The following is a 21,200-nucleotide window of genomic DNA, read 5'->3' as shown; positions in this document are numbered from 1 at the left end:
CATTTACCAACTACATCCTGTTGAGACTTAAATTTTGAAAAGCGTGGCAAAGCCACGCTTTTCAAAATTTAAGTCAGTGCTTTGCGCTGTAATATCAGTAATGATTCGCTAGCGAGGGAATCAGAAACCCTCAAATTTTGCGCTTCATCACCACAAGAGTGATGTCATCATAAACTTTGCCAAAACCGATAAAATCACGGACATCAGCAATGATCATTTCTCTAATTTGATCAACAGAATTTTGATAGTTTAGTTTGATTACTTCAATTAAACGTGGAAGCCCATAGAACTGTTTATTTGTGTTCTCCGCCTCAGTAATACCATCTGTATAAAGCACCACTACATCATCCAGTTCTAAATTGATATTTACTTCAAAGATAAAATCACTAATATCATCCGTTAAACCAATAGGAAATCCTAATGAATCTGTATCAATAATTTCCACCTCACCACTGGCTCTAAGCACAATCACACTCTCATGTTGCCCACTTAAATGCAACACATTTTTGTGATAATCCATAAGCATTAAACTTAAATTCTTATCAGAATTCATGCGCTGAATATTTTCATAGATGGTGTGATTGACAGTTGATAAAAATCTCACAGGATTGGTCTCACCATTAATTAGTAAAGCACGGATAGCTGTTTGCACCATAATCATGATTACGCCACTTTCTAATCCATGTCCCGTCACATCACCAATGCCAATTTTAATCTTGCCATTTTGTTGCAGAACATCATAATAATCTCCCCCCACCTCATCAGCAGGTTCCATAAATCCCACAATATCTAGCTCTGCAATACTGTTTAACTCTTTTACCTTTGGTAAGATCATTTCCTGCAAACGTCGAGTAACTGCTAGTTCGGAACTCATGCGGATGTTTTCAGTTGTTAATTGCTGATTAAGGAAGCTAATTTCTCGATTAGCATCAACCAATTCACTAGTTCGTTCTGCAATGATATCTTCGAGATTTTTGTTGACTTGGTCTAACTGAATATATGCTTGATCTTTGAGAAATACCTGCTCTTGGAGTTTGATAGAGGCTCGATTATTTTCGGAAACTAGGGATAAGACTACGATCGCAGTTATGGAGATTACTCCCATAAAGAGTTGCAACAATAGGAGAGAATTACTCTCTTGCGATACTTTATAGAAAATCCCAATTCCATAGGCTGTGCTAATGGAAGCTACCATAGCCGTAGTTGTTACGAGTAAAGTCGTAATTTTAGAACCAAATCGGAAGGCAGACCACAGCAAAGATGGTAGCAGTAAATACTCAATTGGTTGACTTTCGATAAGTGCTAAATAAGAAATAGCGATTAAGAGCGTTACTGCAAAAAATAGTTCTTTGAGATCAAATTGGTTGTCAAGAATCTCAAGTTTTTGCTTGATTTTATTTGGTTTTATTTTTGTTTCCTTATTCCACCATGCCAAGATTAAGGGGGCAAATACTAAAATGCCTACCACATCGCCAACCCACCATCCCAAGGTAACAGTCCAATAGATATCCCAAGGGATTAATCCTGCCCAAATTACGATCGCCGCTCCAAATAATGCTTGCAAGATTGTGCCGCTAAAGGTGGCTGCCAGCGCAAAGACTACAAAATGCTTAACGTAGCCCAAGAAATAATTGGTCTTATTAAAATGCAATACCAGCGTAGTTGCTACTAAAGCACCGATCGCAGGTGCAAGCCCTGCCATTATTGCGAAGATGAAAGGCACTTTAGAGTTCAAAAAACTATTTAAAGCTGCCCCAAAAAATATGCCAAACCAGCGCGATCGCCCTCTTGCGAGTAAAGCCCCAACAGCGATCCCCGCCGATGGCCAAAATGGTGAACCAAGGGGGGATTGGGGTAGCTTCAGAACCAATGCACCAAAAACAAAGTAAAGTACAGCAATAATTGCGTTATCAATCCACCAAGAAGTATTGATTGCATTGATTATTTTGTTGGGCTTCATAAAGACGTGAGTGGCAATGTTGGCAAAATTTTTCAAAATTTTTGTTGTTATTGAAAGTACTATTTCATAGGTAGCTAGGTGCAATTAAATACAAAATCTTAGAACCTGTGATACAGCTACAGTATGTATTGCAGGCTTTGGCTGTAGTTTTTAATGATGCCTAGAGGATTAACAATTCCAATAAGAATGTTGCTCCTTTGTAGTTCCTTTCAGAGAGTACACATCGCTGCAAGTATTGTAAGTGTCTACTTTTGCATTTACGGATTGAGCTAAACAAGCTTTTTTTCACAAGAATTTAAGCTAATGTCAGGAAACCGTAAATATTGCGCTCTCCAAACATAAATTATCAGTTAATAAATACCCAACATCTCAAAGTTTATGGTTGGATAGGAGTGTAGCCTTGCCCTCCGCCTTAGGGTCAGCAGAACGGCAATAAGACAAGTAATCATTCAGGAATAATTCTATGCAAACAAATGTTGCTAATCAAACCAGCAATATTACGGTAGAAGACGATCGCACAGGTTTAAGTATTGAAACCCTCAAGCGAGCATTTGCCGATAACCTTTTCTACATACAAGGCAAACTGGCACTTCTGGCAAACTTCACCGACTACTACATGGCGTTGTCGTACACCACACGCGATCGCCTGTTGCAACGTTGGCTTCAAACCCTCAAGGTCTACCATGAGCAAGACATCAAGACTGTTTATTACCTGTCTGCCGAATTTTTGATGGGGCGACATCTCGGTAATAGCTTGATTAACCTTGACCTCTACGAATCGATCGAGCAAGCTGTCCGAGAGTCGGGACTAGACCTTACCGAAGTATTAGAGCAGGAACCCGATCCCGGCTTAGGTAACGGTGGCTTGGGGCGTTTAGCTGCTTGTTTCCTCGATTCTCTAGCTACTTTGGAAGTCCCTGCGATGGGCTATGGCATCCGCTATGAATTTGGTATTTTCAACCAATCCATTCAGCATGGCTGGCAGGTGGAGATCCCCGACAAATGGCTACGTTGTGGCAATCCTTGGGAAGTCGTCCGCTATGAGTCCACCGTCCAAGTCAAATTTGGTGGACATACGGAAATCTATAACGACGATCGCGGTCGTCCCCATACCCGTTGGATTCCTAGCTTCACCGTCGAAGGCATTCCCCACGATACCCCAGTCCCCGGTTATCAAACCAACACCGTAAATACTTTGCGTCTATGGAAAGCCGAAGCAGGTGAAGACTTTAACTTCCAAGCCTTTAACTCGGGCGACTATGACGGTGCGGTAGCCACCAAGATCAAATCAGAAACCATTTCCAAGGTTCTCTATCCCAACGACAATACCCCTCAAGGTCGTCAGTTGCGTCTAGAGCAGCAATTCTTCTTTGTGTCCTGCTCACTGCAAGATATCATTCGTCGTCATCTCAAAAAATACAATCGTCTCGACAACCTTCCTGAACATGCTGCGATCCAGCTAAATGATACACACCCTGCGATCAGTATTGCGGAAATGATGCGTCTGTTAGTAGATGAGCATGAACTTTTCTGGGATGAAGCATGGCGGATCACCCAAAATACCTTTGCTTACACAAATCACACACTCATGCCTGAGGCCCTCGAGAAGTGGGGAGTACCTCTGTTTGAGAGTCTATTACCTCGGCATTTGGAAATCATTTACGAGATTAATCATCGCTTCTTGCAGGATGTGCAGACTTGGTATCCTGATGATGAAGAATTATTGTCTCGCCTCTCGATCATTGAAGAAAGTGGTGGCAAACAGGTACGCATGGCAAACCTTGCAACCGTCGGTAGTCACGCAGTTAATGGTGTTGCGGCATTGCATACTGAGCTACTTAAGCAAGATGTTTTGAAGGACTTCTACAAACTTTGGCCACAGAAGTTTAACAATAAAACTAATGGGGTCACACCTCGTCGTTGGGTGTTGCTAGCTAACCCTGCCTTGTCAGGATTGATTACCGAAAAAATCGGTGATACTTGGCTCAAGCATCTTGACGAATTGCGTAAACTCGAAGCTTTTGTGGATGACAAAGATTTTCGCGATCGCTGGAGACAGATTAAGCAAGCTAATAAGCAAAAACTTGCTGACTACATCATGGCTCACAATTGTGTGGAAGTGGATGTCAATTCTATCTTTGATATTCAAGTCAAGCGGATTCATGAATACAAGCGTCAACATCTTGACCTGTTACATATCATTGCCCTTTACCTGCGCATCAAGCAAAATCCTAGTATCCAGATGACTCCTCGCACCTTCATCTTTGGTGGTAAGGCAGCCCCCGGATATTTCATGGCAAAGTTGATTATCAAAGCAATCAATGCCGTAGCCGATGTTGTCAATCGCGATCCTGATGTACATGGCAGACTAAAAGTTGTCTTCTTAGCTAACTTCAGCGCTTCGTTAGGACAGTTGATTTATCCTGCGGCGGATCTATCAGAACAAATCTCTACCGCAGGTAAGGAAGCTTCTGGTACTGGCAACATGAAATTCACGATGAATGGAGCCTTGACCATTGGTACATTGGATGGGGCTAACATCGAAATTCGCGAGGAAGTTGGTGAAGAGAACTTCTTCCTATTTGGTCTCACGGCTGCGGAAGTAGAACAGATGAAGTCTGAAGGCTATAATCCCTATTCCTTCTACGAGAAAAATGAAGAACTACGTCATGTTCTCGATCGCCTAAGCATGGGATATTTCTCCCCTGGAGAAAAAGACTTGTTTAAGCCTCTAGTCGATGCATTACTACATCGTGACGACTATATGCTGTTGGCAGATTATCAAGCCTATGCTGATTGTCAGGCAAAGGTGAGTGAAGCCTATAAGGATGTCGAACATTGGACAACTATGAGTATTCTCAACGTTGCCCGTTCTGGGAAGTTCTCTTCCGATCGCACCATTAAAGAATATTGCGATGAGATCTGGAAAGTCAAACCTGTTAAGGTAGAACTAGAACCCTATGATCCAGCCAAAGCTACCCTAAAAGTTGGTGGTTAATTCTTAGAGCGTGTTTGAGAAGTTTTTACCCCCTCTAACTCCCCCTTACAAAGGGGGAGGATTTGATTTCCCCCCTTTGTAAGGGGGGATTAAGGGGGGTAAAAGCATAAATTGATGCTAAATAGGATACTTCTCAAACATGCTCTTAAACTCGATAAAGGCTCGCTTAGCGAGCCTTTATTATGTGATGTACAATATCCAACTAATTATGAAAGTCGCTTTTTTCAATACCAAGCCCTACGATCGCCAATTTTTTGGAGCGGCAAATGAGAAGCATTGCCATGAAATCATCTTTTTTGAGTCACACCTAAGCCTTGAGACAATTTCTCTCGCCGCAGGATTTCCCGCCATCTGCATTTTTATTAATGACTATCTCAATGCCGAAATGCTGCAAATCCTTGCGAAGGGTGGCACAAAGTTAATCGCGCTAAGATCGGCAGGGTTTAACCATGTAGACTTGACTGCTGCAAGCAATTTGGGGATGGCGATCGTGCGTGTTCCTGCCTATTCGCCCTATGCAGTAGCCGAACATGCCGTCGCTTTGATTTTGTCTTTAAATCGGAAGATTCATCGAGCTTATAACCGTGTCAGAGAAGGCAATTTTTCCATTGAGGGATTACTCGGTTTTGATTTGTATGGAGCAACGGTTGGTGTTGTGGGAACAGGAAAAATCGGCGCAATTTTCGCCCAGATCATGCGTGGATTTGGCTGCAAATTATTAGGTTATGATGCCTATCACAATCCACTCTGTGTAGAACTAGGCATGAAATATGTCTCTATGGCAGAATTATTATCACATTCCGATATTATTTCCCTCCATTGTCCATTAACTCCTGATACTCATCATTTGATTAATACAGAAGCGATCGCTAAGCTTAAGACTGGCACAATGCTAATTAACACCAGTCGAGGAGGATTGATTGATACGCAAGCAGCGATCGATGGATTGAAATCTGGATCAATCGGCTATCTTGGCATTGATGTATATGAACAGGAAGCAGATTTATTTTTTGAAGATTTATCTAATGAAGTCATTCAGGACGATATATTTCAGCGCTTACTCACTTTCCCTAATGTGATTGTCACAGGACATCAAGCTTTTTTCACCAGTCAAGCCCTTGCTAATATCGCCGAGACAACCCTCGCAAATATTACCGAATTTGGAGAAAGTGGAACCTGTACCAATGAGGTCAAGATAGATAACGCGATCGCTAAGTAACTGAAGAATGCTAAGCAATGTTAAATACTGCGCGATCGCGTCCTTGATCTTTCGCTAAATATAAACCTCTATCTGTCGCCTCAACTAGAACCTTGGGATCTATGTTTCGCTCAGGAAATATCGTAGATACTCCAATGCTCACTGACACATAACTTCTTACATAGGAAGCTTCGTGAGGAATCTTTAGCGCATTGATGGCTTGACCAATTTGTTCCGCAATGTAGATTGCTCCATCCTTTTGGGTACTTGGCAAAATCACCGCAAATTCTTCGCCGCCATAACGTGCGGCGAGATCAGCGGGACGACGGATACAAGATTCGATCGCCTTTGCTACCGACTTTAAACATTCATCCCCCGCAGGATGTCCATAGCGATCATTAAAGCGTTTAAAAAAATCAACATCGCATAATAGTAAGGAAAGTGGTGAACATTCCCTAGCTAAACGTTGCCATTCCGTAGCTAAGCGTTGATCAAAGGCGCGACGATTTGCAATCTGAGTCAAGCCATCAATCGTTACTTCACGGGCAAGTGATAGGGCTTTATCATAGAGCAATGCCTCAATCGTGTCACTATGGGCAGTAGTCGTATCTAAAATCAGTTCTAAATCATTTTTTTCTCCAGCAAGTTTCTCTACAAGCAAGCGTAGAGCCGCCTCAGTCTGTTGGCGATCGATTATTTCAGTTTGGAGGGAATAATTAACTAAGGCAAGTTGCTGCTCATGAATAATTTTGTTGTTTAACTGCTCTTTGAGGTTTTGGTTTTGAGCTTTTAACTCCTTTATTTCTTGTTCTAGATTCTCAACTTTAGTCAAGAAAAGTGGTTCCGTGGGAACTTGGGGATAATTTTCAGTTTCCATACTTTACTTTTCCAGATTGGACGTTGGGTTTAGCAATTTTAGAACAGCTTTAGGAAATTGCCAAATAACCAGTCAAATCTAATTTTTTAGAGATTTTCCTAACTGTGTTAGTGAAAAATTTTTGGTAGTGCTAAATAGGTAGGGATAGGCGGCGCTTCGCGCCGCCTATCCCTACCACAATAAATCCTTTCCTTTTTAGGACTACCAAAATTTTTTCATTAACCATCAAATGGAGAGGGGAGACGTTGAACGTAAATGTAAGATAGCTGTTGTTATAGTTGGGTAGTGATGATCGCGATTACGAGTAAGAGAATAAATTACAAGAAAATAGTATGACTGACGTACTTGTGAATTCTCCTGTATCTGTATGGAAGCGTCTCCGCAGACAAGAAATTACTTGCGAAGAAGCCATCGAGATAATAGTCGATAAAAGAGGCGCTTTACGCATTGACCTCCTTGATGAGGATATTAATTACCGATTTTTTCACTGTTTTGAAGATCGCAAATCCTTACCACCTGTAATTCCTCTGCTCCTATGGCATGGCTACTTTTATCTAGGTTCACCACGTCCATTGAGTAATGAAGAAATTGAACTAATCAGCAATCGGACATTGACAGGTATCAAGAATATAACCGTCTCTTCTGAAAGCTATTTGCTATGGTTTCTTAGACAAAATTTGCCCGAACCAAATAATATTGCTTCTCCAATTGTCAATCCCCTTACAGGCGACAATGAAGAAGCGCATCTCAATGAGATCTCGGAAATATATCTCTCCCAAGCACTCGATCAAACCCATCGGATTAATGCCTTGATTTCCGTGGCGCTGCAACATCGAGCTAGTGATATTCACTTAGAACCTACAGACTTAGGACTGAGAGTACGTTATCGCATTGATGGCATCTTAAGAACAACGCGGATCTTACCACCCGAAGTCAGTCGTAAGACAATCGTAGCGCTTAAGGTTATGAGCAACATGAACATTGGCGAAAGTCGTCGTCCTCAAGATGGACGCATTAGCCAGCACTACGTTACTGCCGATAATCTTGACTTTGATCTAGATATGCGGGTGAGTACCTTTCCTTGTGTTGGTGGCGAAAAGGCGGTAATTCGTCTATTGCCCCGTAACAAAATGATGATGACGAGACTGGAAGATATTGGCTTTAATGAGCGATCGCTAAATATCTATCGCAATTGGCTATCTCAACCTCAAGGCTTAATTATTGTGACTGGTCCCACAGGGTCAGGCAAAACTAGTACTCTCTATGCCACTTTGCAATTGCTAGCAACGGATCAAGTCAATGTCATTACGATGGAAGATCCGATTGAATATAATTTGTCAAATATCACTCAAGGTCAAGTGCAGGATGTCGGAGGACTTACTTTTGCGTCTGGGTTAAAGTCGATTTTGCGTCAAGATCCAGACATTATCATGGTGGGAGAAATTCGGGATTTAGAAACCGCAGAAATTACAGTTAGAGCCGCCTTGACAGGACATCTAGTGCTATCAACGATGCACACTAATGATGCCATTAGTACGATCGCTCGATTAAAGGATTTGGGAATGAATACCAATTTAATCATGGAATCTCTATTGGGTATAGTTGCTCAAAGGTTGGTACGCAAGATCTGTTCTTTTTGTGCTGAGGCTTATGTACCAACAAAATCGGAACTCACCTTACTTAATATCCCTATCCAAGAGGTTCAGTATCAAGATTGGCGGCGTGGCAAGGGATGTGAACATTGTTTTGGTTCTGGCTATCTAGGGCGTGAGGCAATATTTGAAGTTTTGAATATCACTCCAAAACTACGAAAAATCATTAACGCAGAAGATCAATCTCAACTTGCTGCTTATTTAGCATCTCAGAACTATGAATCCTTTGCTGATAGTGTGCGTCAGAAAGTTTCCATAGGAGTTACGACCTTAGAGGAGTCTTTACGAGTCCTGCCACGCCAAATGTTAATCAATGAAAGTAGTTTTGATTAAAAGCAAATTACTTAACGTAAGTTCGATAACGCCATTTGCGCGGCGCTTCGCGCCGCGCAAATGGCGAAAAATGGTAAAAATCGCTAAGCGATTTTTACCATTTTTCGCCTTCGTCGAACTGACGTTTACTTAGGATTGGGAATTTAATAAAATCATCATCTTCTGTATGGGCGGGTTTTGCTGATAACCTTACGTCATATAGTCAAATCTTCGACTAAACCCGCCCATACTATAATTTACGATCCTTAGTTTTTAAAATTGATAGGATCTTGATCGCGACGATGTTTGAAGGGAATGGGGACACCTTGCCGATCGCCTACAAGTGCCGCCGTTTTTTCTAAAGCTTCACGCAAGCGTTTGGCTGCATAAATCGACATGTCACGGGGTACACTAATACGATCGCGTAAATACCGTAGTGCCGCATCAGCACCATCTGGGGGGACACAACCTGCTTCATACTTGATCATGTTGGTTAAAGCACAGCGTAGGGCTTCATCAAATAAACGATCGTCCGCAGGATTAACACGAATGATATTTTGGCGATGTTTGATGACTCGGTAGAGAGCTTCGGTACGCGAGTTTTCTGGCTCAGGATACATGACATCGGGTAAACCAAACCAAGAGCCATTATCTACCTTTGATTTATTAATGAGCATCTGTGGTTCGCCATTTTCCCAACAGCCTCCCATCTGTGGTGGCAAATCATGGGCATGGGTATGGAAATCACTCTGCGTGCCGCGATAGGTGGAGCGACTTTCCATCGCATTAAACCATTCCGCCATGCGAGGATTTTCTTCGCGCATAGAATAGCCCTTGTAATAATAGAGGCTGGCATTCATCCGCTCGACATAGGGAGTAAAGATGACATCCGCAGTGCCGAACTCATCTAAAAAGTATGGACTAGGCGTACTTCCTAAAACCTCTTCTACTTTTTGCATGACTTCGATAAATTGTTCTCGATGACGCTGTTCTTGTTTGGCGGATACGATCGGGCGACAGAGCCATTCGCACCAAGCTCTAAATAGGATGCGTTCTAGTCTTCGGATTGGTAGTACTTGAGGATCGCTCATGCTGCGACTCAGCGAGCCAAATACCTGCTCTAGGGCAATCAAAATATCATCGCTTTCGGTAATTAAGCGCCCATCCAATTCGATCGCAGGTAGCATTCCCGATGGTACTTTCCGTTTGTACCAGCTTTCTTTCTCGCCATAGCAAAACATGGTTACTTTTTCGATGCGATAGGGAATTTGCTTCTCTTCGAGCCATAGCCAGATTTTTTGACAGTAGGGACACCAAGCATGGTTGTCGCGATATAGGGTGACGCGCACATCTGTTTCGGGATGTCCAAATAGGCGCAATTTTGATTGTGCGTTAGTCAGTCCATTGACATAATCTATTTGGAAATCGGTAAGGGTTTCTAGTTCTGTCCAACTTAGGGGAGCAATATTCATAGCAACGCATATCATGATCGATGCCTAGTATAACGTTTTTGCAAAATCTATAAATTTTGCGATCGCCTTAATTTGGGAATGCTTTGCCCTAACCTTACAACGCAGGGACAAGCGATCGCTGAAGGCACAGATTTAGATCTCCGACTTTTTTTGTGAATTTACAAATTGTCTTTGCTTGCATAGAAAAAGTCGGAGATCTGGACTTTTGCAGGTTTCTTTTTCTTTGCCCAAAACCTTACAACGCAGGGACAAGCGATCGCTGAAATCACAAAGCGCATAGGATTTATAGAATTGTAGGAAATGTAGGGGCATAGCATTCCCACAGAAATTTATAAATTTTCAGGTCGCCATAATTTGGGAATGCTATGCCCAATACCTCACAACGCAGGGACAATTTATCTGTGAAAGCATAGAGGGCAAAGCATTTGCAGATCGATATTGTTGTGGGTTTTAAAAATTGTGGCGCAAATGCTATGCCCCTACGGGATTCTCACTCAATTTTGCTAATTCCTCCTTGGCAAATTCCTTTAACTGTTCATCAGGATCGTTGTTAGAGACTGTCTTCAACAATTCCAATATTTGAGGTTTATCGCTGTAATGTTTGAGAATCGCTTCTAGTGCAGTTTGACGGGGATTAATTTGCCAATCTACTTTACGTTTAAATGGATCTTGGATAGCGCGATCACATAAAAAATTAAATGTTTGTAGGTCATCTTTCCAGCCTTTGGCTATCTCCTTTACCGCCGCACTTCGCACATATTCATGCTGATCGTTAAGAGCGCAGTCTATTAGCAAAGGAAGGGTATCAGAGTTATCTTCCCAGCCTTTGGCAATCTCTTGTACCGCCGCACTTCGTATATATTCATTCTGATCATTAAGGGCGCGGTCTTGGAGCAAAGGAAGACTGCCAGAGTCATCTTTCCAGCCTTTGGCAATCTCTTGCACTGCCGCCATTCTCACATATTCATTCTGATCATTAAGGGCGCGGTCTTGGAGCAAAGGAAGGGTATCAGAGTCATCTTTCCAGCCTTTGGCAATCTCTTGTATTGCTGAGTCAGGGATGAAGGAATGTGAGTTAAATTTAAGACATTTTTTTAACCAATCCAATATCTCAGCGCGATCTTGCCAAGTTGTCGAAATGGTGCTTATAAGTTTAACCGCCGTTTCAGAATTAAACGTGTAAGGATATTCCTGATCCACCTCACACTGCAAAATTTTTAGCAATTTACTTGATATATGAGCAATCAAGCTTCTGTTTCTCACCTCAACGAAACAATCTACTGCTAGTAAGAGATTGGATACTCCTTCTTTTTTTAGTCTGCCAAACTCATCTAAAAATGCACTCTTATCAACTTTGTGTTCCAAAAGAAAATCAATAATCTCTGCAACAAATATTGGCTCGATCATCCCCGAAATTAATCGCAAAACCTCATGCCATGACTCATCCTGCCAATGGTTCCCAAACACATCATGGATTAACTGCTCAATCGTCAGCGTTTGCGACTCCTTAAACTGCCAAACAAACTCCCACGCACAAAAATATTCCAAAAAAGTTCGATGCACAAAACCATAGGAATTTCCACCCAGATCGCAGAGGATGAAATTGCGCGTGCGAAGCTGCTTGATTATTAATCTTGCAACCATTCTAGGCTCTCCTTTTTCAAGAACAGTTCTTAAATGCTCAGTCAAAATATTTTCTAAATCAATAGCAGCAATTAAATTGCCAGATAAGCCCCTCTTACTTGATTGCATATAGTAAGCAACTTTCCGCAACATTGCTTGCTTATCTTCAAGTTCAATCGTAATCTTCCAGTCTTTCAGCTTGGGATCTTCCAACAATTTATTTTCTAAATCCCACTGATGCAACAACACCTTAGAGGCTTGGCTATACAGTTCAGGACGATCCCTCGGTAACTCCTGATTACGATTGAGAATCGCCATCATCGTTAATAACAAAGGATTTCCCGCCAACTCCTTAATCGATCGCGACTCCCTAATCGCCTTCTGCAAACGCTCCCGTTTACGATCCTTATCCGCACCTTCCGTAAAATTCAGATCATGCCAACGCACCACAAATTCCTGCATTTGCTCATCATCTAGATCCTGCAACATAAAATGTTGAAACCCTGCACCTCTCAGTTTGTGCTGACTATACCCAAATATTCGCGACGTAGCCACTGATCTCACCGCAGGATACTCATTCGTAAAGCGATGGATATCCGTCACCACCTCATCGCGCAACGCAGGATCGAACACCTCATCAATCCCATCAAAAAGGGCAATGACATCCCCATTCTTCAGCTTCTCATGCAAATCCTGCTGATTCAGGCGACAGGTAATATTCCCGCCATGAATAAACGAAACAATATCCTTGCATTTTCCCGCTTGCTTATCACGGGCATAGGTACGCAACTCCAACAAAAGCGGCAACGGGTACAAAGGCAAATCTCGCACAGGTCGCTCCGCCCAAATCAGCGCCAGATATTGCAACAGCGTCGATTTTCCTGAGCCGGGGTCGCCCAAGATCACCGCATATTTAGCAACCCCATCCTTCGCCAACTCATTCGGATCACCCAAAACCTCAAACACTCCCCGAACTGGCTGCTCCACATAGCGCTTGCGATGATTCTCTAACTCCGCCTCGGGAAGTTCCAACACATCCAACTGTCCACTTTCCTGCAACAGCCGCGATCGATCCTTCGGTAACTCATACACCTGCGGAATAAACTCCTGACATTCCCGCAAATTCTGAGGAATAAAGATCTTCCACAATTTCAATTCGTTGTAATAAACCCCAGTCGTATCCAGAGATTCCAGCTTCAAGTTGCCATACTGCTCCCGCAACCCTTCCGCATACTTTCCTAAATCAAATGCTGGCGCAATTCCCGCCACTTCCTGCACAGCATCGGCGATTTTATCTAAAGTCTGCACCTCAAAAATCGGACGCAACTTATCCGAATTCTGGACAATCTTCTTCACGGCTCGGATGTAGGACTTACTCAAAAAGTCCCAATTCATATCCTCTGGCAAAAGTGGCGAATTTAACTCTGTCCAAACTCTCACCAACAAAGCTGTATCGATCGCCTTACATTCCACATTAAACGCCATCCCCAAAGTTGATGCGACTTCTTCGCGATCAATAAACTTTTTCAGAGCAGGAATGTAATACTTTTTGAGCAATGTCTCCTGATAGCCAGCTTCTAGCAGTTCATCCTGAATCAGTTCTAAGAATACCCTCAGCGCTTTGCCATAGGCTTCTTTCTGCACATCCTTTTCAGGCAAGTGAATCACCTTTTTCAAGCAATCCTTAAAAAAGTCCTTGCCATAATCCTTTGCCGCATCCTGAGCCAAAGTCTCCAAAATTGGATAAACAACGACACCCGCCGCCTGTGTCACACCCCAAACTACCAACCAATCAATCATCGCCTCAAACTCCAAGGATATGATTCAGGACTTGCAGTCAGCCAGTCTTAATTTAGGATAGCGAGTGGCGGCGCGAAGCGCCGCCACTCGCTTCTTGGGCTTTTAATAAGACTGGTTACAGCTATCTAAAAATTGTAGTCCCTAAATTTATGTGAACATTCTACCAACTTGTCTGAGTTTTAAAAGAAAACACTTTTTGGATTAATATGACTGGATATAGCGCTTTTTTAGCAAGCAAATAGAGTTGTGTCCCCGCCGAAGGTGGGGACACAACTCTATACTTCACTAGATTGATATACGCTATATACGAACAAAATTGATTAGTTAGCCATTTCAAGCTATGACAACTGCAAATAGAGGAAATCGATCTTTCTGGCGTTTTATTCTCAACGATACGACTAGCTTTGTGGTCAAACGTCTGGGGCAAGCAGTTGTCGTCATTTTGGGCGTATCCATCCTGAGTTTTTTTGCCATTACCAAATCCCCCGGAAATTGCTTCTCGGAATTGCGAAATAACCCTAGCACCCCTAAAAAGACAATTGAGCAGTTAGAAAAGCAACTCAATTACGATAAGCCTGAAGCAATGCAGTACTTGCTCTGGCTGAGGAATACCTTAAATGGAGATCTAGGCGTGCGTTGCCAAGGTCTAGCACCCGTCACACCCCTAATCATCGAACGGGCAGGTAATACGTTACTAATGTCTCTTGCTTCATTGTTTACCACATGGCTCTTAGCAATCCCTCTTGGTATCTATAGCGCTGTTAAGCAAAATACATGGAGCGATCGCCTAATCCAAATCATCAGTTATGCCACACAGGGATTTCCCAGCTTTGTCTTAGCAATTTTATTACTGATGCTGGCGCAAAATACAGGCTGGTTTCCTGTGGGTGGTATGACCAGTATCAATTTTGCTGATCTTTCACCCTTAGGTAAGTTCTTAGACATTGCCCATCATATGGTCTTGCCAACTTTGACACTTACCATTGTTAGCTTTGCAGGGTTGCAGAGGATCATGCGCGGTAGCTTGCTCGATGTATTGCGTCAAGACTATATCAAAACCGCCCGCGCCAAGGGTTTACCTGAAAATAAAGTCATTTATGTCCATGCCTTGCGTAATGCAATCAACCCTTTAATTACTCTCTTAGGCTTTGAGTTTGGCGGATTACTGGGGGGAGCATTTATCACCGAGTTCTTTTTCAGTTGGCCGGGGCTAGGAAAATTGCTATTACAAGCAACTCAAGAAAAGGATACAAATTTAGTCATGGCAGGACTGATGCTCGGCACTCTGATGTTAGTGGTAGGAAATTTGATTGGTGATTTACTACTTAAGGCTGTCGATCCGCGTATTAAGCTCGATGATATGGAATAAACGTATCGCGGTATTTTTGTTAAAAGTGTTGATTTACAATACTTTTAACAAAAATATGAATTCCTATAGCAATCCTGTGGAAGTAACACCCTTTGGATGTTACTTCCACAGGATTACACTTTGGACTCTAAAACCAAGATATATTAATAAAGCCGTAGCGGTTGATTGGTAATGTTTCCTTTATATGATGACAATCCGACCCAAGATACTTCCATTGTTGTCTATAGCTTAATTGTGGTGAATGTCCTGATCTTCGGATATCAGTTGAGTTTGCTAGACTTTCAATTTGCGCAATGGATAGGGAATTGGGCTTTAATCCCCAAGGGATTTGTTGCTAATCCCATAAGAGAATCAATTACTTTAATATCATCACAATTTCTTCATGGCAATATTCTCCATTTAGTTGGGAATATGTGGTTTCTCTATCTATTTGGCAACAATATTGAATATAAGCTTGGTCACTGGAAATTTTTGTTTTTCTATCTACTCTGTGGAGTCTGTTCAGGCTTAGCACAGGTCATCACTGCACCAATGTCAGGGCTACCAATGCTAGGGGCAAGTGGTGCAATATCAGGAGTGATGGGTGCATATTTAGTCAGATTTCCTCGCGCTAGAATTGTGACCTTATTATGGATTGGATTTTCTTTTATTCCCATTCCTATTCCCGCAGTCGTATTTCTCGGCTTATGGATTGCTGGGCAAACTATCTATGCGGCAATGGCAAATCCAAATTTACCAGGGGTAGCTTATTTGGCTCATGTCAGTGGTTTTGTGGTGGGCGCGATCGCTGTTTTGATCTACTCAAAATTTACTAAAAAGTAGAACAAATGGTGGGCGTGAAGCATACACCAGTCGTTATTAAATTGGCAAATTTACCGTGAAAGTAGTTCCTTGTCCGACTTTGCTTTCGACTTTGATTTGTCCCTGATGACTTTCGGCGATCGCTTTAGCAATAGCTAAACCTAGCCCTGATTCACTCGTAGCCGAATTTCCCGATTTAGAACTAGACTTGCTACTCTTTTGTGGTTGATAGCGATAGAATCTTTCAAAAATTTGGGATAGCTCTGCTTCAGGAATACCTATCCCAGTATCCCTGACCTGAACCTGTACTTGATTTGTAGAATGGAGTGGTTGGGTAATAATTTTCACTTTGCCACCCTTGGGCGTATAGGCGATCGCATTGCTAACTAGATTTGTAAACAAGCGTCCTAAGCGATCGCGATCGCCAGATATCAAGAGATTTGTATCTTCGCTAGGTAATTGGAGCGTAATTTGTTTTTGCTGGGCGATCGCCTGCTGTTCTTCGCCTACCTCATAGAGGATTTGCGACAAATTACAAGTCTCACGCTTCTGATTTGTAATCCCGCCATCATGACGCGCCAAAAAGAGTAAATCTTCAATCAATCTTCCTAAACGGCGCGTAATCCTTTCAATGGTTTCTAGTTGAGATTTCTGAAACTCTAGATCAGGATTAGGATCGGAGAGCGCTACTTGGACATTGGTTTGAATCACAGCGATCGGGTTCCGCAATTCATGGGAAGCATCGGCAGTAAATTGTTTTAAGCGTTGGTAAGATTCACGCACAGGTTCCATTGCAATTCCTGCTAACCACCAACCGCATAGCAAAACTACACCTACCATGAGCGTTGTCCCTACCGCGAGATCGAGAAATAGCTGCTTCACGGGCTTAGTGACTTCAAACCAAGGATGACTAATCCGCAAATATCCCAGCAATTTGCCATTAATCACAATCGGTTCGGTCATCTGGCGCAAAGGTTCCGCTTCCGACAAATGCACCGTGCGATAAACTGGCTGCAAAATTCCGCGTTCTCTTTGTTGCAAAGAATCAGAATTGCCATTAGTCGTCCAGAGAATCTCTCCACTGGGACTAAACCAATCAATATCAATATGATCGGCATCAATTTCTTGAGCATTTGCCGAAAAATTATGACTGAAATCTGATTCTAAATCAATTAGATTAGAACGAATTAGCGATCGCTCGATGACTTCGGCAACATGATCGATCGTGTCATCAATGCGATCGATCAAGGTAGATTGCACATAGAGATAGAATCCCGTCGCAAAGACAATCAGCAAAATCGCTGTGACGATCGCATACCACAGAGCTAAGCGGCGGCGCATGGCTTGAAATACTGGATTGGTGGCAGGTTTGGGCGCAGGATTAGTAGTCAAACTCTTCTAAAATAGTTAACAATCGGTTTTGGCAAGAACTGGGAATTAAATCACTCAGAGGAATCTCGCGTTTACCGCCACCTATAGCAATCTTAGTTTCTTCTAGGACTTGGCTCACATCCGAAGCCTTAATCCCCGCCACGATCATTGGATAAAACTTCTCGGCAAGGGGGCGATGCAAATGGGCATCATTCAAATATAAATGCCACTTCGCGATGTCGATGTAGACATCTTCTGCGATCGCCGCAGCTAACTGTTCAATGCGTTCTGTAGTACTCATTTTGATAACTGATAATTACTATGTGATTGGTGGGGTGCTTTGCACCCCACCATACATCTTAAGTCTTTAACTTGATTCTAATGCGATCGCCATAAATTAAACCTCCATGCCTTCAGGAAAATTGACATCCAAAATCTGCATAGATGTATAAGGACAAAATTTCTACTGTCCAGTTATAAAAATCTGTTTCATATAAACTTGCTGACATTTTGACTGACCTCTACTTTTACTCTATTTCTAAAATTCAACGTAGTGATTTAGAAGCGCCACCCATCCTAACCTTTTAAAATTCAAAATCAATATCCTCAGGAAAGCTACTATCAAAAATTTGATCTTGACTATAGGGAAGTTCAGAGGGTAAATCTTTTTTCTTTAAAGGAGTTTCTGTAAATGCTAAATCTAATCCTTGGATAAAACCTTCAGCGATCGCTACATCTAGATGAGATTTTAAACTAGGGTTGTTAGCTAAAAGTTTCTGAATTTCTCGCCTTTGCGCGTTAATGGTTACTTGCCAACTTCTACTCCGCTTTTCGGGTTGGTATTGCCATTTTAATAAATGCCCAATCAAAACGCCTAGACGATTCTCTAGCTCTCGTCTTTCTTGTCTACCCAAAGAAGCAATCTCCTCTGCTAAATTGATCAAGTCTAGATGCTCAAACTTTCCCGATTGCAGAAACTGAGATTGTTCCACTGTCCAACTGTAAAAATCAGTTTCATACAAGTTAGTTTCCATACCTTTACCTTTATTCAGTAGATTAGGAATGTGGGCAACCAAATATTTTATAAGAATTACCCATAGGGGAGGTTACGCGATCGCGTAACCTCCCCTATGGGTAATCAAGCCTAGGCTTTTTGTGTTTGCCTTTCCTTAGTCAATACCCAGATGCCATGTCCGAGGATCGATATTCCCCAAATTACTGCGACCCATACTGACCAGATCCATACTTTTTCGGTGATAGATTGGATAAACCACATGCAGGTACTGCAAGCGGAATAGATGGCAAGGTGCAGATAAAAGTTAACTCTACGTTCAAGATTTTGGTATTCAGGATCGTTAGGATCTGGCGGCTTGGATAGCTTAGGCATAGAAAATTATGAATTGAGTCAGGTTCAACTAAAACTTATGCTAACGCAAAACCTGATACAGCGCTTTGCGCCGCCTATACTTATTTTAATTTCGCTCTATGAGATGATGCTAAATCCAAGGTGTAATGGTAAGTTCCAATGAATACCTCCATGACGCTTTGCGCCTTGGCAATATCTAAAAAAATAAATCAGGAAATTTCAGGATGGATACTTGGGAAAGCTTACGCATGGCAGGGAAAACCCTTGCGGCTAATCGGTTGCGTAGCACATTAACGATGCTAGGTATCATCATTGGCAATGCCTCAGTAATTTTGATGGTGGGTGTTGGTCAAGGTGCTCAGAAATATGCTTCGCAGCAGTTTCAGGCATTAGGTACGGATGTAATCTTTGTAATTACGGGGACTGATAATGCCCGTCGTAATGTGATCGCACCGCCCAATCGTCTTGTCCTTGCCGATGCTGAAGCGATCGCTACTCAAGTACCAACTGTCCGCAGTGTCGCCCCCCAGATCAATGGCTCAGAACTAGCGATCGCAGGTAATAACACCAAACGCGCTACCCTGATTGGCACAACCGATAATTATGTAAAAGTAAGAACTGCGGAGGTTGGGTCAGGACGCTTTTTTAATGCAGAAGATATTAAGCGCAATTCAAGGGTTGTGACTTTAGGATCAGCGATCGCCAGAGATTTATTCCCACAGGGTAACGCCCTCGGACAGACAGTCAGAATACGTGGTACTAGCTATGAAGTAATCGGTATCATGTCCGAGAAAGGTGCATTTTTGGGGACTAACCAAGATGACACAATCTTTCTGCCGATTACGACAATGACGAGTCGCCTCACAGGTAAAACCTCTCCCTATGGCGTTGCCGTTGCTGTAATTAACGTATCTGCGACCAGTAACGATAATGTCAGCGCTGCCCAGTTCCAAATAGCGAACCTCTTGCGATTGCGTCACCGTACTTCCGATGTCAATGCCGATGACACGTTCACCATTCGTACCCAACAGGATGCTCTAGAAATTGTGGGTAACATCACGGGCGCACTAACGATCATGCTTGCCGCGATCGCAGGAATTTCGCTCCTAGTCGGCGGTATCGGCATTATGAATATCATGCTTGTCTCAGTTACCGAACGCACCAGCGAAATCGGACTGCGTAAAGCGATCGGCGCATCTCCTAGTGATATTCTTACTCAATTCACCATCGAAGCTGTGATTTTGTCATTACTCGGAGGTGTGATCGGCACAGGGATCGGGATTGGGGGCATCCTTTTAATCGCCGCAGTTTCCCCACTCCAAGCAGGTGTATCCATCGGTGCAATTTGCCTAGCCGTTGGTGTATCTGGGGGCATCGGTCTATTTTTCGGTATTTTTCCCGCCCGTCAAGCTGCCAGACTCGATCCAATTGTGGCTCTGAGAAGTATTTAAGCAAGGAAAAAGGGGGAATTCCCAAAATCACCAATTACGAATTACGAATTACGAATTACGAATTATCAAAAGCTAACCGCTAACCGCCAAAAGCCCAAAAAACATGCTAACTAACGACCTCATAACTCCTATTCCTGAAATATCTGAATCAAGACGCGAGATTGTGCGACTTAATGAAGTTTGTAAATACTATGGTCAAGATGACACCTTAGTAAAAGCCTTAGATAATGTCAGCTTTGTGATTAAGCAAGGGGAATATTGCGCAATCATGGGGGCTTCAGGTTCGGGCAAATCCACCTGCATGAATATCATCGGCTGCCTCGATAGTACTACCTCTGGTCACTACTTCCTAGATGAAGAAGATGTCTCAGGTATGGAAGAGAAGGATCTGGCTAAGGTTCGTAATCTCAAAATTGGCTTTGTGTTCCAGCAATATCACCTACTACCACAACTCTCAGCTTTAGAGAATGTGATGTTACCAATGGCTTATGCCAATGTTCGTCCCAAGGAACAAAAGGAAAGAGCGACGGCGGCGCTAGAACGGGTAGCCATGGGACATCGCCTCAATAATCGCCCTAATCAGATGTCTGGTGGTCAACAGCAGAGAGTCGCGATCGCCAGAGCGATCGTCAATAATCCCGTAATGTTACTTGCCGATGAGCCGACTGGAGCGCTCGATTCCCATACTACTGCTGAAGTCATCGAACTATTTGGTGAACTGAATGACAGTGGCATTACTGTGGTGATGGTGACCCATGAAGCAGATGTTGCAAGAAATACTCAACGGATTATCTGGTTCCGCGATGGTCAAATCATGAATGATCACCTATCTCCTTCCGATCTCAATCATGTGATTTGAATCATAGACGTTTTCCAATGAGCATATGCCCATTGGAAAACAACAAACAAGTTCAGGCAAGTTTAGGAATTTCCAATTTGCCTATGGCAAA

15 protein-coding genes are annotated in these 21,200 nt (G+C 42.7%); 7 read left to right on the top strand and 8 right to left on the bottom strand.

The genetic code is table 11. The features are described from left to right. Positions 1 to 130: 130 nt before the first annotated feature. Positions 131 to 1,996: an MASE1 domain-containing protein gene (locus NMG48_RS18625; protein WP_271252923.1), complete on the bottom strand. Its 1,866-nt coding sequence runs from the start codon at positions 1,994 to 1,996 to the stop codon at positions 131 to 133. 427 nt (positions 1,997 to 2,423) lie between these two features. Here NMG48_RS18625 and NMG48_RS18620 point away from each other — a divergent pair, with 427 nt between their 5' ends. Together NMG48_RS18620 and NMG48_RS18615 are read left to right on the top strand one after the other, a co-directional pair. Beyond that, the gene (locus NMG48_RS18620) at positions 2,424 to 4,958 is read left to right on the top strand and encodes a glycogen/starch/alpha-glucan phosphorylase (RefSeq protein ID WP_271252922.1); all 2,535 of its coding nucleotides are present in this window, start codon (positions 2,424 to 2,426) and stop codon (positions 4,956 to 4,958) included. A 208-nt stretch (positions 4,959 to 5,166) separates the two neighbouring features. Next, the gene (locus tag NMG48_RS18615; RefSeq protein WP_271252921.1) at positions 5,167 to 6,177 is read left to right on the top strand and encodes a 2-hydroxyacid dehydrogenase; all 1,011 of its coding nucleotides are present in this window, start codon (positions 5,167 to 5,169) and stop codon (positions 6,175 to 6,177) included. Positions 6,178 to 6,187: 10 nt separating this feature from the next. On the opposite strand, the gene NMG48_RS18610 is transcribed toward NMG48_RS18615, so the two are convergent. Then, entirely contained in the window at positions 6,188 to 7,033 is an 846-nt protein-coding gene (locus tag NMG48_RS18610; protein ID WP_271252920.1) for a diguanylate cyclase, read from the bottom strand. 332 nt (positions 7,034 to 7,365) lie between these two features. Here NMG48_RS18610 and NMG48_RS18605 point away from each other — a divergent pair, with 332 nt between their 5' ends. Next, a complete protein-coding gene (locus tag NMG48_RS18605; protein WP_271252919.1) occupies positions 7,366 to 9,018 on the top strand; it encodes a GspE/PulE family protein in 1,653 nt (550 codons plus the stop codon). 245 nt (positions 9,019 to 9,263) lie between these two features. Here NMG48_RS18605 and NMG48_RS18600 read toward each other — a convergent pair whose 3' ends face one another. Further along, a complete protein-coding gene (locus NMG48_RS18600; protein WP_271252918.1) occupies positions 9,264 to 10,469 on the bottom strand; it encodes a glutathione S-transferase family protein in 1,206 nt (401 codons plus the stop codon). Between the two features lie 471 nt (positions 10,470 to 10,940). Beyond that, positions 10,941 to 13,892, bottom strand: a complete 2,952-nt coding sequence (locus NMG48_RS18595) for an NACHT domain-containing protein (RefSeq protein ID WP_271252917.1) — start codon at positions 13,890 to 13,892, stop codon at positions 10,941 to 10,943. Between the two features lie 340 nt (positions 13,893 to 14,232). On the opposite strand from NMG48_RS18595, the gene NMG48_RS18590 reads away from it, so the two are divergent. Together NMG48_RS18590 and NMG48_RS18585 are read left to right on the top strand one after the other, a co-directional pair. After that, a complete protein-coding gene (locus NMG48_RS18590; RefSeq protein ID WP_271252916.1) occupies positions 14,233 to 15,261 on the top strand; it encodes an ABC transporter permease in 1,029 nt (342 codons plus the stop codon). 171 nt (positions 15,262 to 15,432) lie between these two features. After that, entirely contained in the window at positions 15,433 to 16,083 is a 651-nt protein-coding gene (locus NMG48_RS18585; RefSeq protein ID WP_271252915.1) for a rhomboid family intramembrane serine protease, read from the top strand. A 36-nt stretch (positions 16,084 to 16,119) separates the two neighbouring features. Here NMG48_RS18585 and NMG48_RS18580 read toward each other — a convergent pair whose 3' ends face one another. From NMG48_RS18580 to NMG48_RS18565, 4 genes are all read right to left on the bottom strand, one after another. Next, the gene (locus NMG48_RS18580) at positions 16,120 to 17,403 is read right to left on the bottom strand and encodes a sensor histidine kinase (RefSeq protein ID WP_271255291.1); all 1,284 of its coding nucleotides are present in this window, start codon (positions 17,401 to 17,403) and stop codon (positions 16,120 to 16,122) included. 40 nt (positions 17,404 to 17,443) lie between these two features. After that, positions 17,444 to 17,734: a DUF3181 family protein gene (locus NMG48_RS18575; RefSeq protein ID WP_169364829.1), complete on the bottom strand. Its 291-nt coding sequence runs from the start codon at positions 17,732 to 17,734 to the stop codon at positions 17,444 to 17,446. 283 nt (positions 17,735 to 18,017) lie between these two features. Further along, entirely contained in the window at positions 18,018 to 18,467 is a 450-nt protein-coding gene (locus tag NMG48_RS18570; protein ID WP_271252914.1) for a DUF29 domain-containing protein, read from the bottom strand. A gap of 110 nt (positions 18,468 to 18,577) precedes the next feature. Next, positions 18,578 to 18,820 (bottom strand): 2TM domain-containing protein, encoded by a 243-nt coding sequence (locus tag NMG48_RS18565; protein WP_169364839.1) that lies wholly within the window; start codon positions 18,818 to 18,820, stop codon positions 18,578 to 18,580. 203 nt (positions 18,821 to 19,023) lie between these two features. On the opposite strand from NMG48_RS18565, the gene NMG48_RS18560 reads away from it, so the two are divergent. Together NMG48_RS18560 and NMG48_RS18555 are read left to right on the top strand one after the other, a co-directional pair. Continuing rightward, positions 19,024 to 20,250, top strand: a complete 1,227-nt coding sequence (locus tag NMG48_RS18560) for an ABC transporter permease (RefSeq protein WP_271252913.1) — start codon at positions 19,024 to 19,026, stop codon at positions 20,248 to 20,250. 103 nt (positions 20,251 to 20,353) lie between these two features. Further along, on the top strand, positions 20,354 to 21,109 hold the full coding sequence (locus NMG48_RS18555; protein ID WP_271252912.1) for an ABC transporter ATP-binding protein: 756 nt from the start codon (positions 20,354 to 20,356) through the stop codon (positions 21,107 to 21,109). Positions 21,110 to 21,200 lie beyond the last annotated feature (91 nt).

It is taken from the genome of Pseudanabaena sp. Chao 1811, assembly GCF_027942295.1.
In the GTDB taxonomy this organism is placed as follows: domain Bacteria; phylum Cyanobacteriota; class Cyanobacteriia; order Pseudanabaenales; family Pseudanabaenaceae; genus Pseudanabaena.
Note: the sequence above shows the minus strand (reverse complement) of the source record. Positions and strands in the feature narration are given on the sequence as shown.

Coding starts and splice junctions, on each gene's coding strand:
- NMG48_RS18570 (WP_271252914.1), bottom strand. CDS start 18,467: ATGGAAACTAACTTGTATGAAACTGATTTTTACAGTTGGACAGTGGAA.
- NMG48_RS18560 (WP_271252913.1), top strand. CDS start 19,024: ATGGATACTTGGGAAAGCTTACGCATGGCAGGGAAAACCCTTGCGGCT.
- NMG48_RS18610 (WP_271252920.1), bottom strand. CDS start 7,033: ATGGAAACTGAAAATTATCCCCAAGTTCCCACGGAACCACTTTTCTTG.
- NMG48_RS18565 (WP_169364839.1), bottom strand. CDS start 18,820: ATGCCTAAGCTATCCAAGCCGCCAGATCCTAACGATCCTGAATACCAA.
- NMG48_RS18580 (WP_271255291.1), bottom strand. CDS start 17,403: ATGCGCCGCCGCTTAGCTCTGTGGTATGCGATCGTCACAGCGATTTTG.
- NMG48_RS18585 (WP_271252915.1), top strand. CDS start 15,433: ATGTTTCCTTTATATGATGACAATCCGACCCAAGATACTTCCATTGTT.
- NMG48_RS18620 (WP_271252922.1), top strand. CDS start 2,424: ATGCAAACAAATGTTGCTAATCAAACCAGCAATATTACGGTAGAAGAC.
- NMG48_RS18605 (WP_271252919.1), top strand. CDS start 7,366: ATGACTGACGTACTTGTGAATTCTCCTGTATCTGTATGGAAGCGTCTC.
- NMG48_RS18575 (WP_169364829.1), bottom strand. CDS start 17,734: ATGAGTACTACAGAACGCATTGAACAGTTAGCTGCGGCGATCGCAGAA.
- NMG48_RS18590 (WP_271252916.1), top strand. CDS start 14,233: ATGACAACTGCAAATAGAGGAAATCGATCTTTCTGGCGTTTTATTCTC.
- NMG48_RS18595 (WP_271252917.1), bottom strand. CDS start 13,892: ATGATTGATTGGTTGGTAGTTTGGGGTGTGACACAGGCGGCGGGTGTC.
- NMG48_RS18600 (WP_271252918.1), bottom strand. CDS start 10,469: ATGAATATTGCTCCCCTAAGTTGGACAGAACTAGAAACCCTTACCGAT.
- NMG48_RS18555 (WP_271252912.1), top strand. CDS start 20,354: ATGCTAACTAACGACCTCATAACTCCTATTCCTGAAATATCTGAATCA.
- NMG48_RS18615 (WP_271252921.1), top strand. CDS start 5,167: ATGAAAGTCGCTTTTTTCAATACCAAGCCCTACGATCGCCAATTTTTT.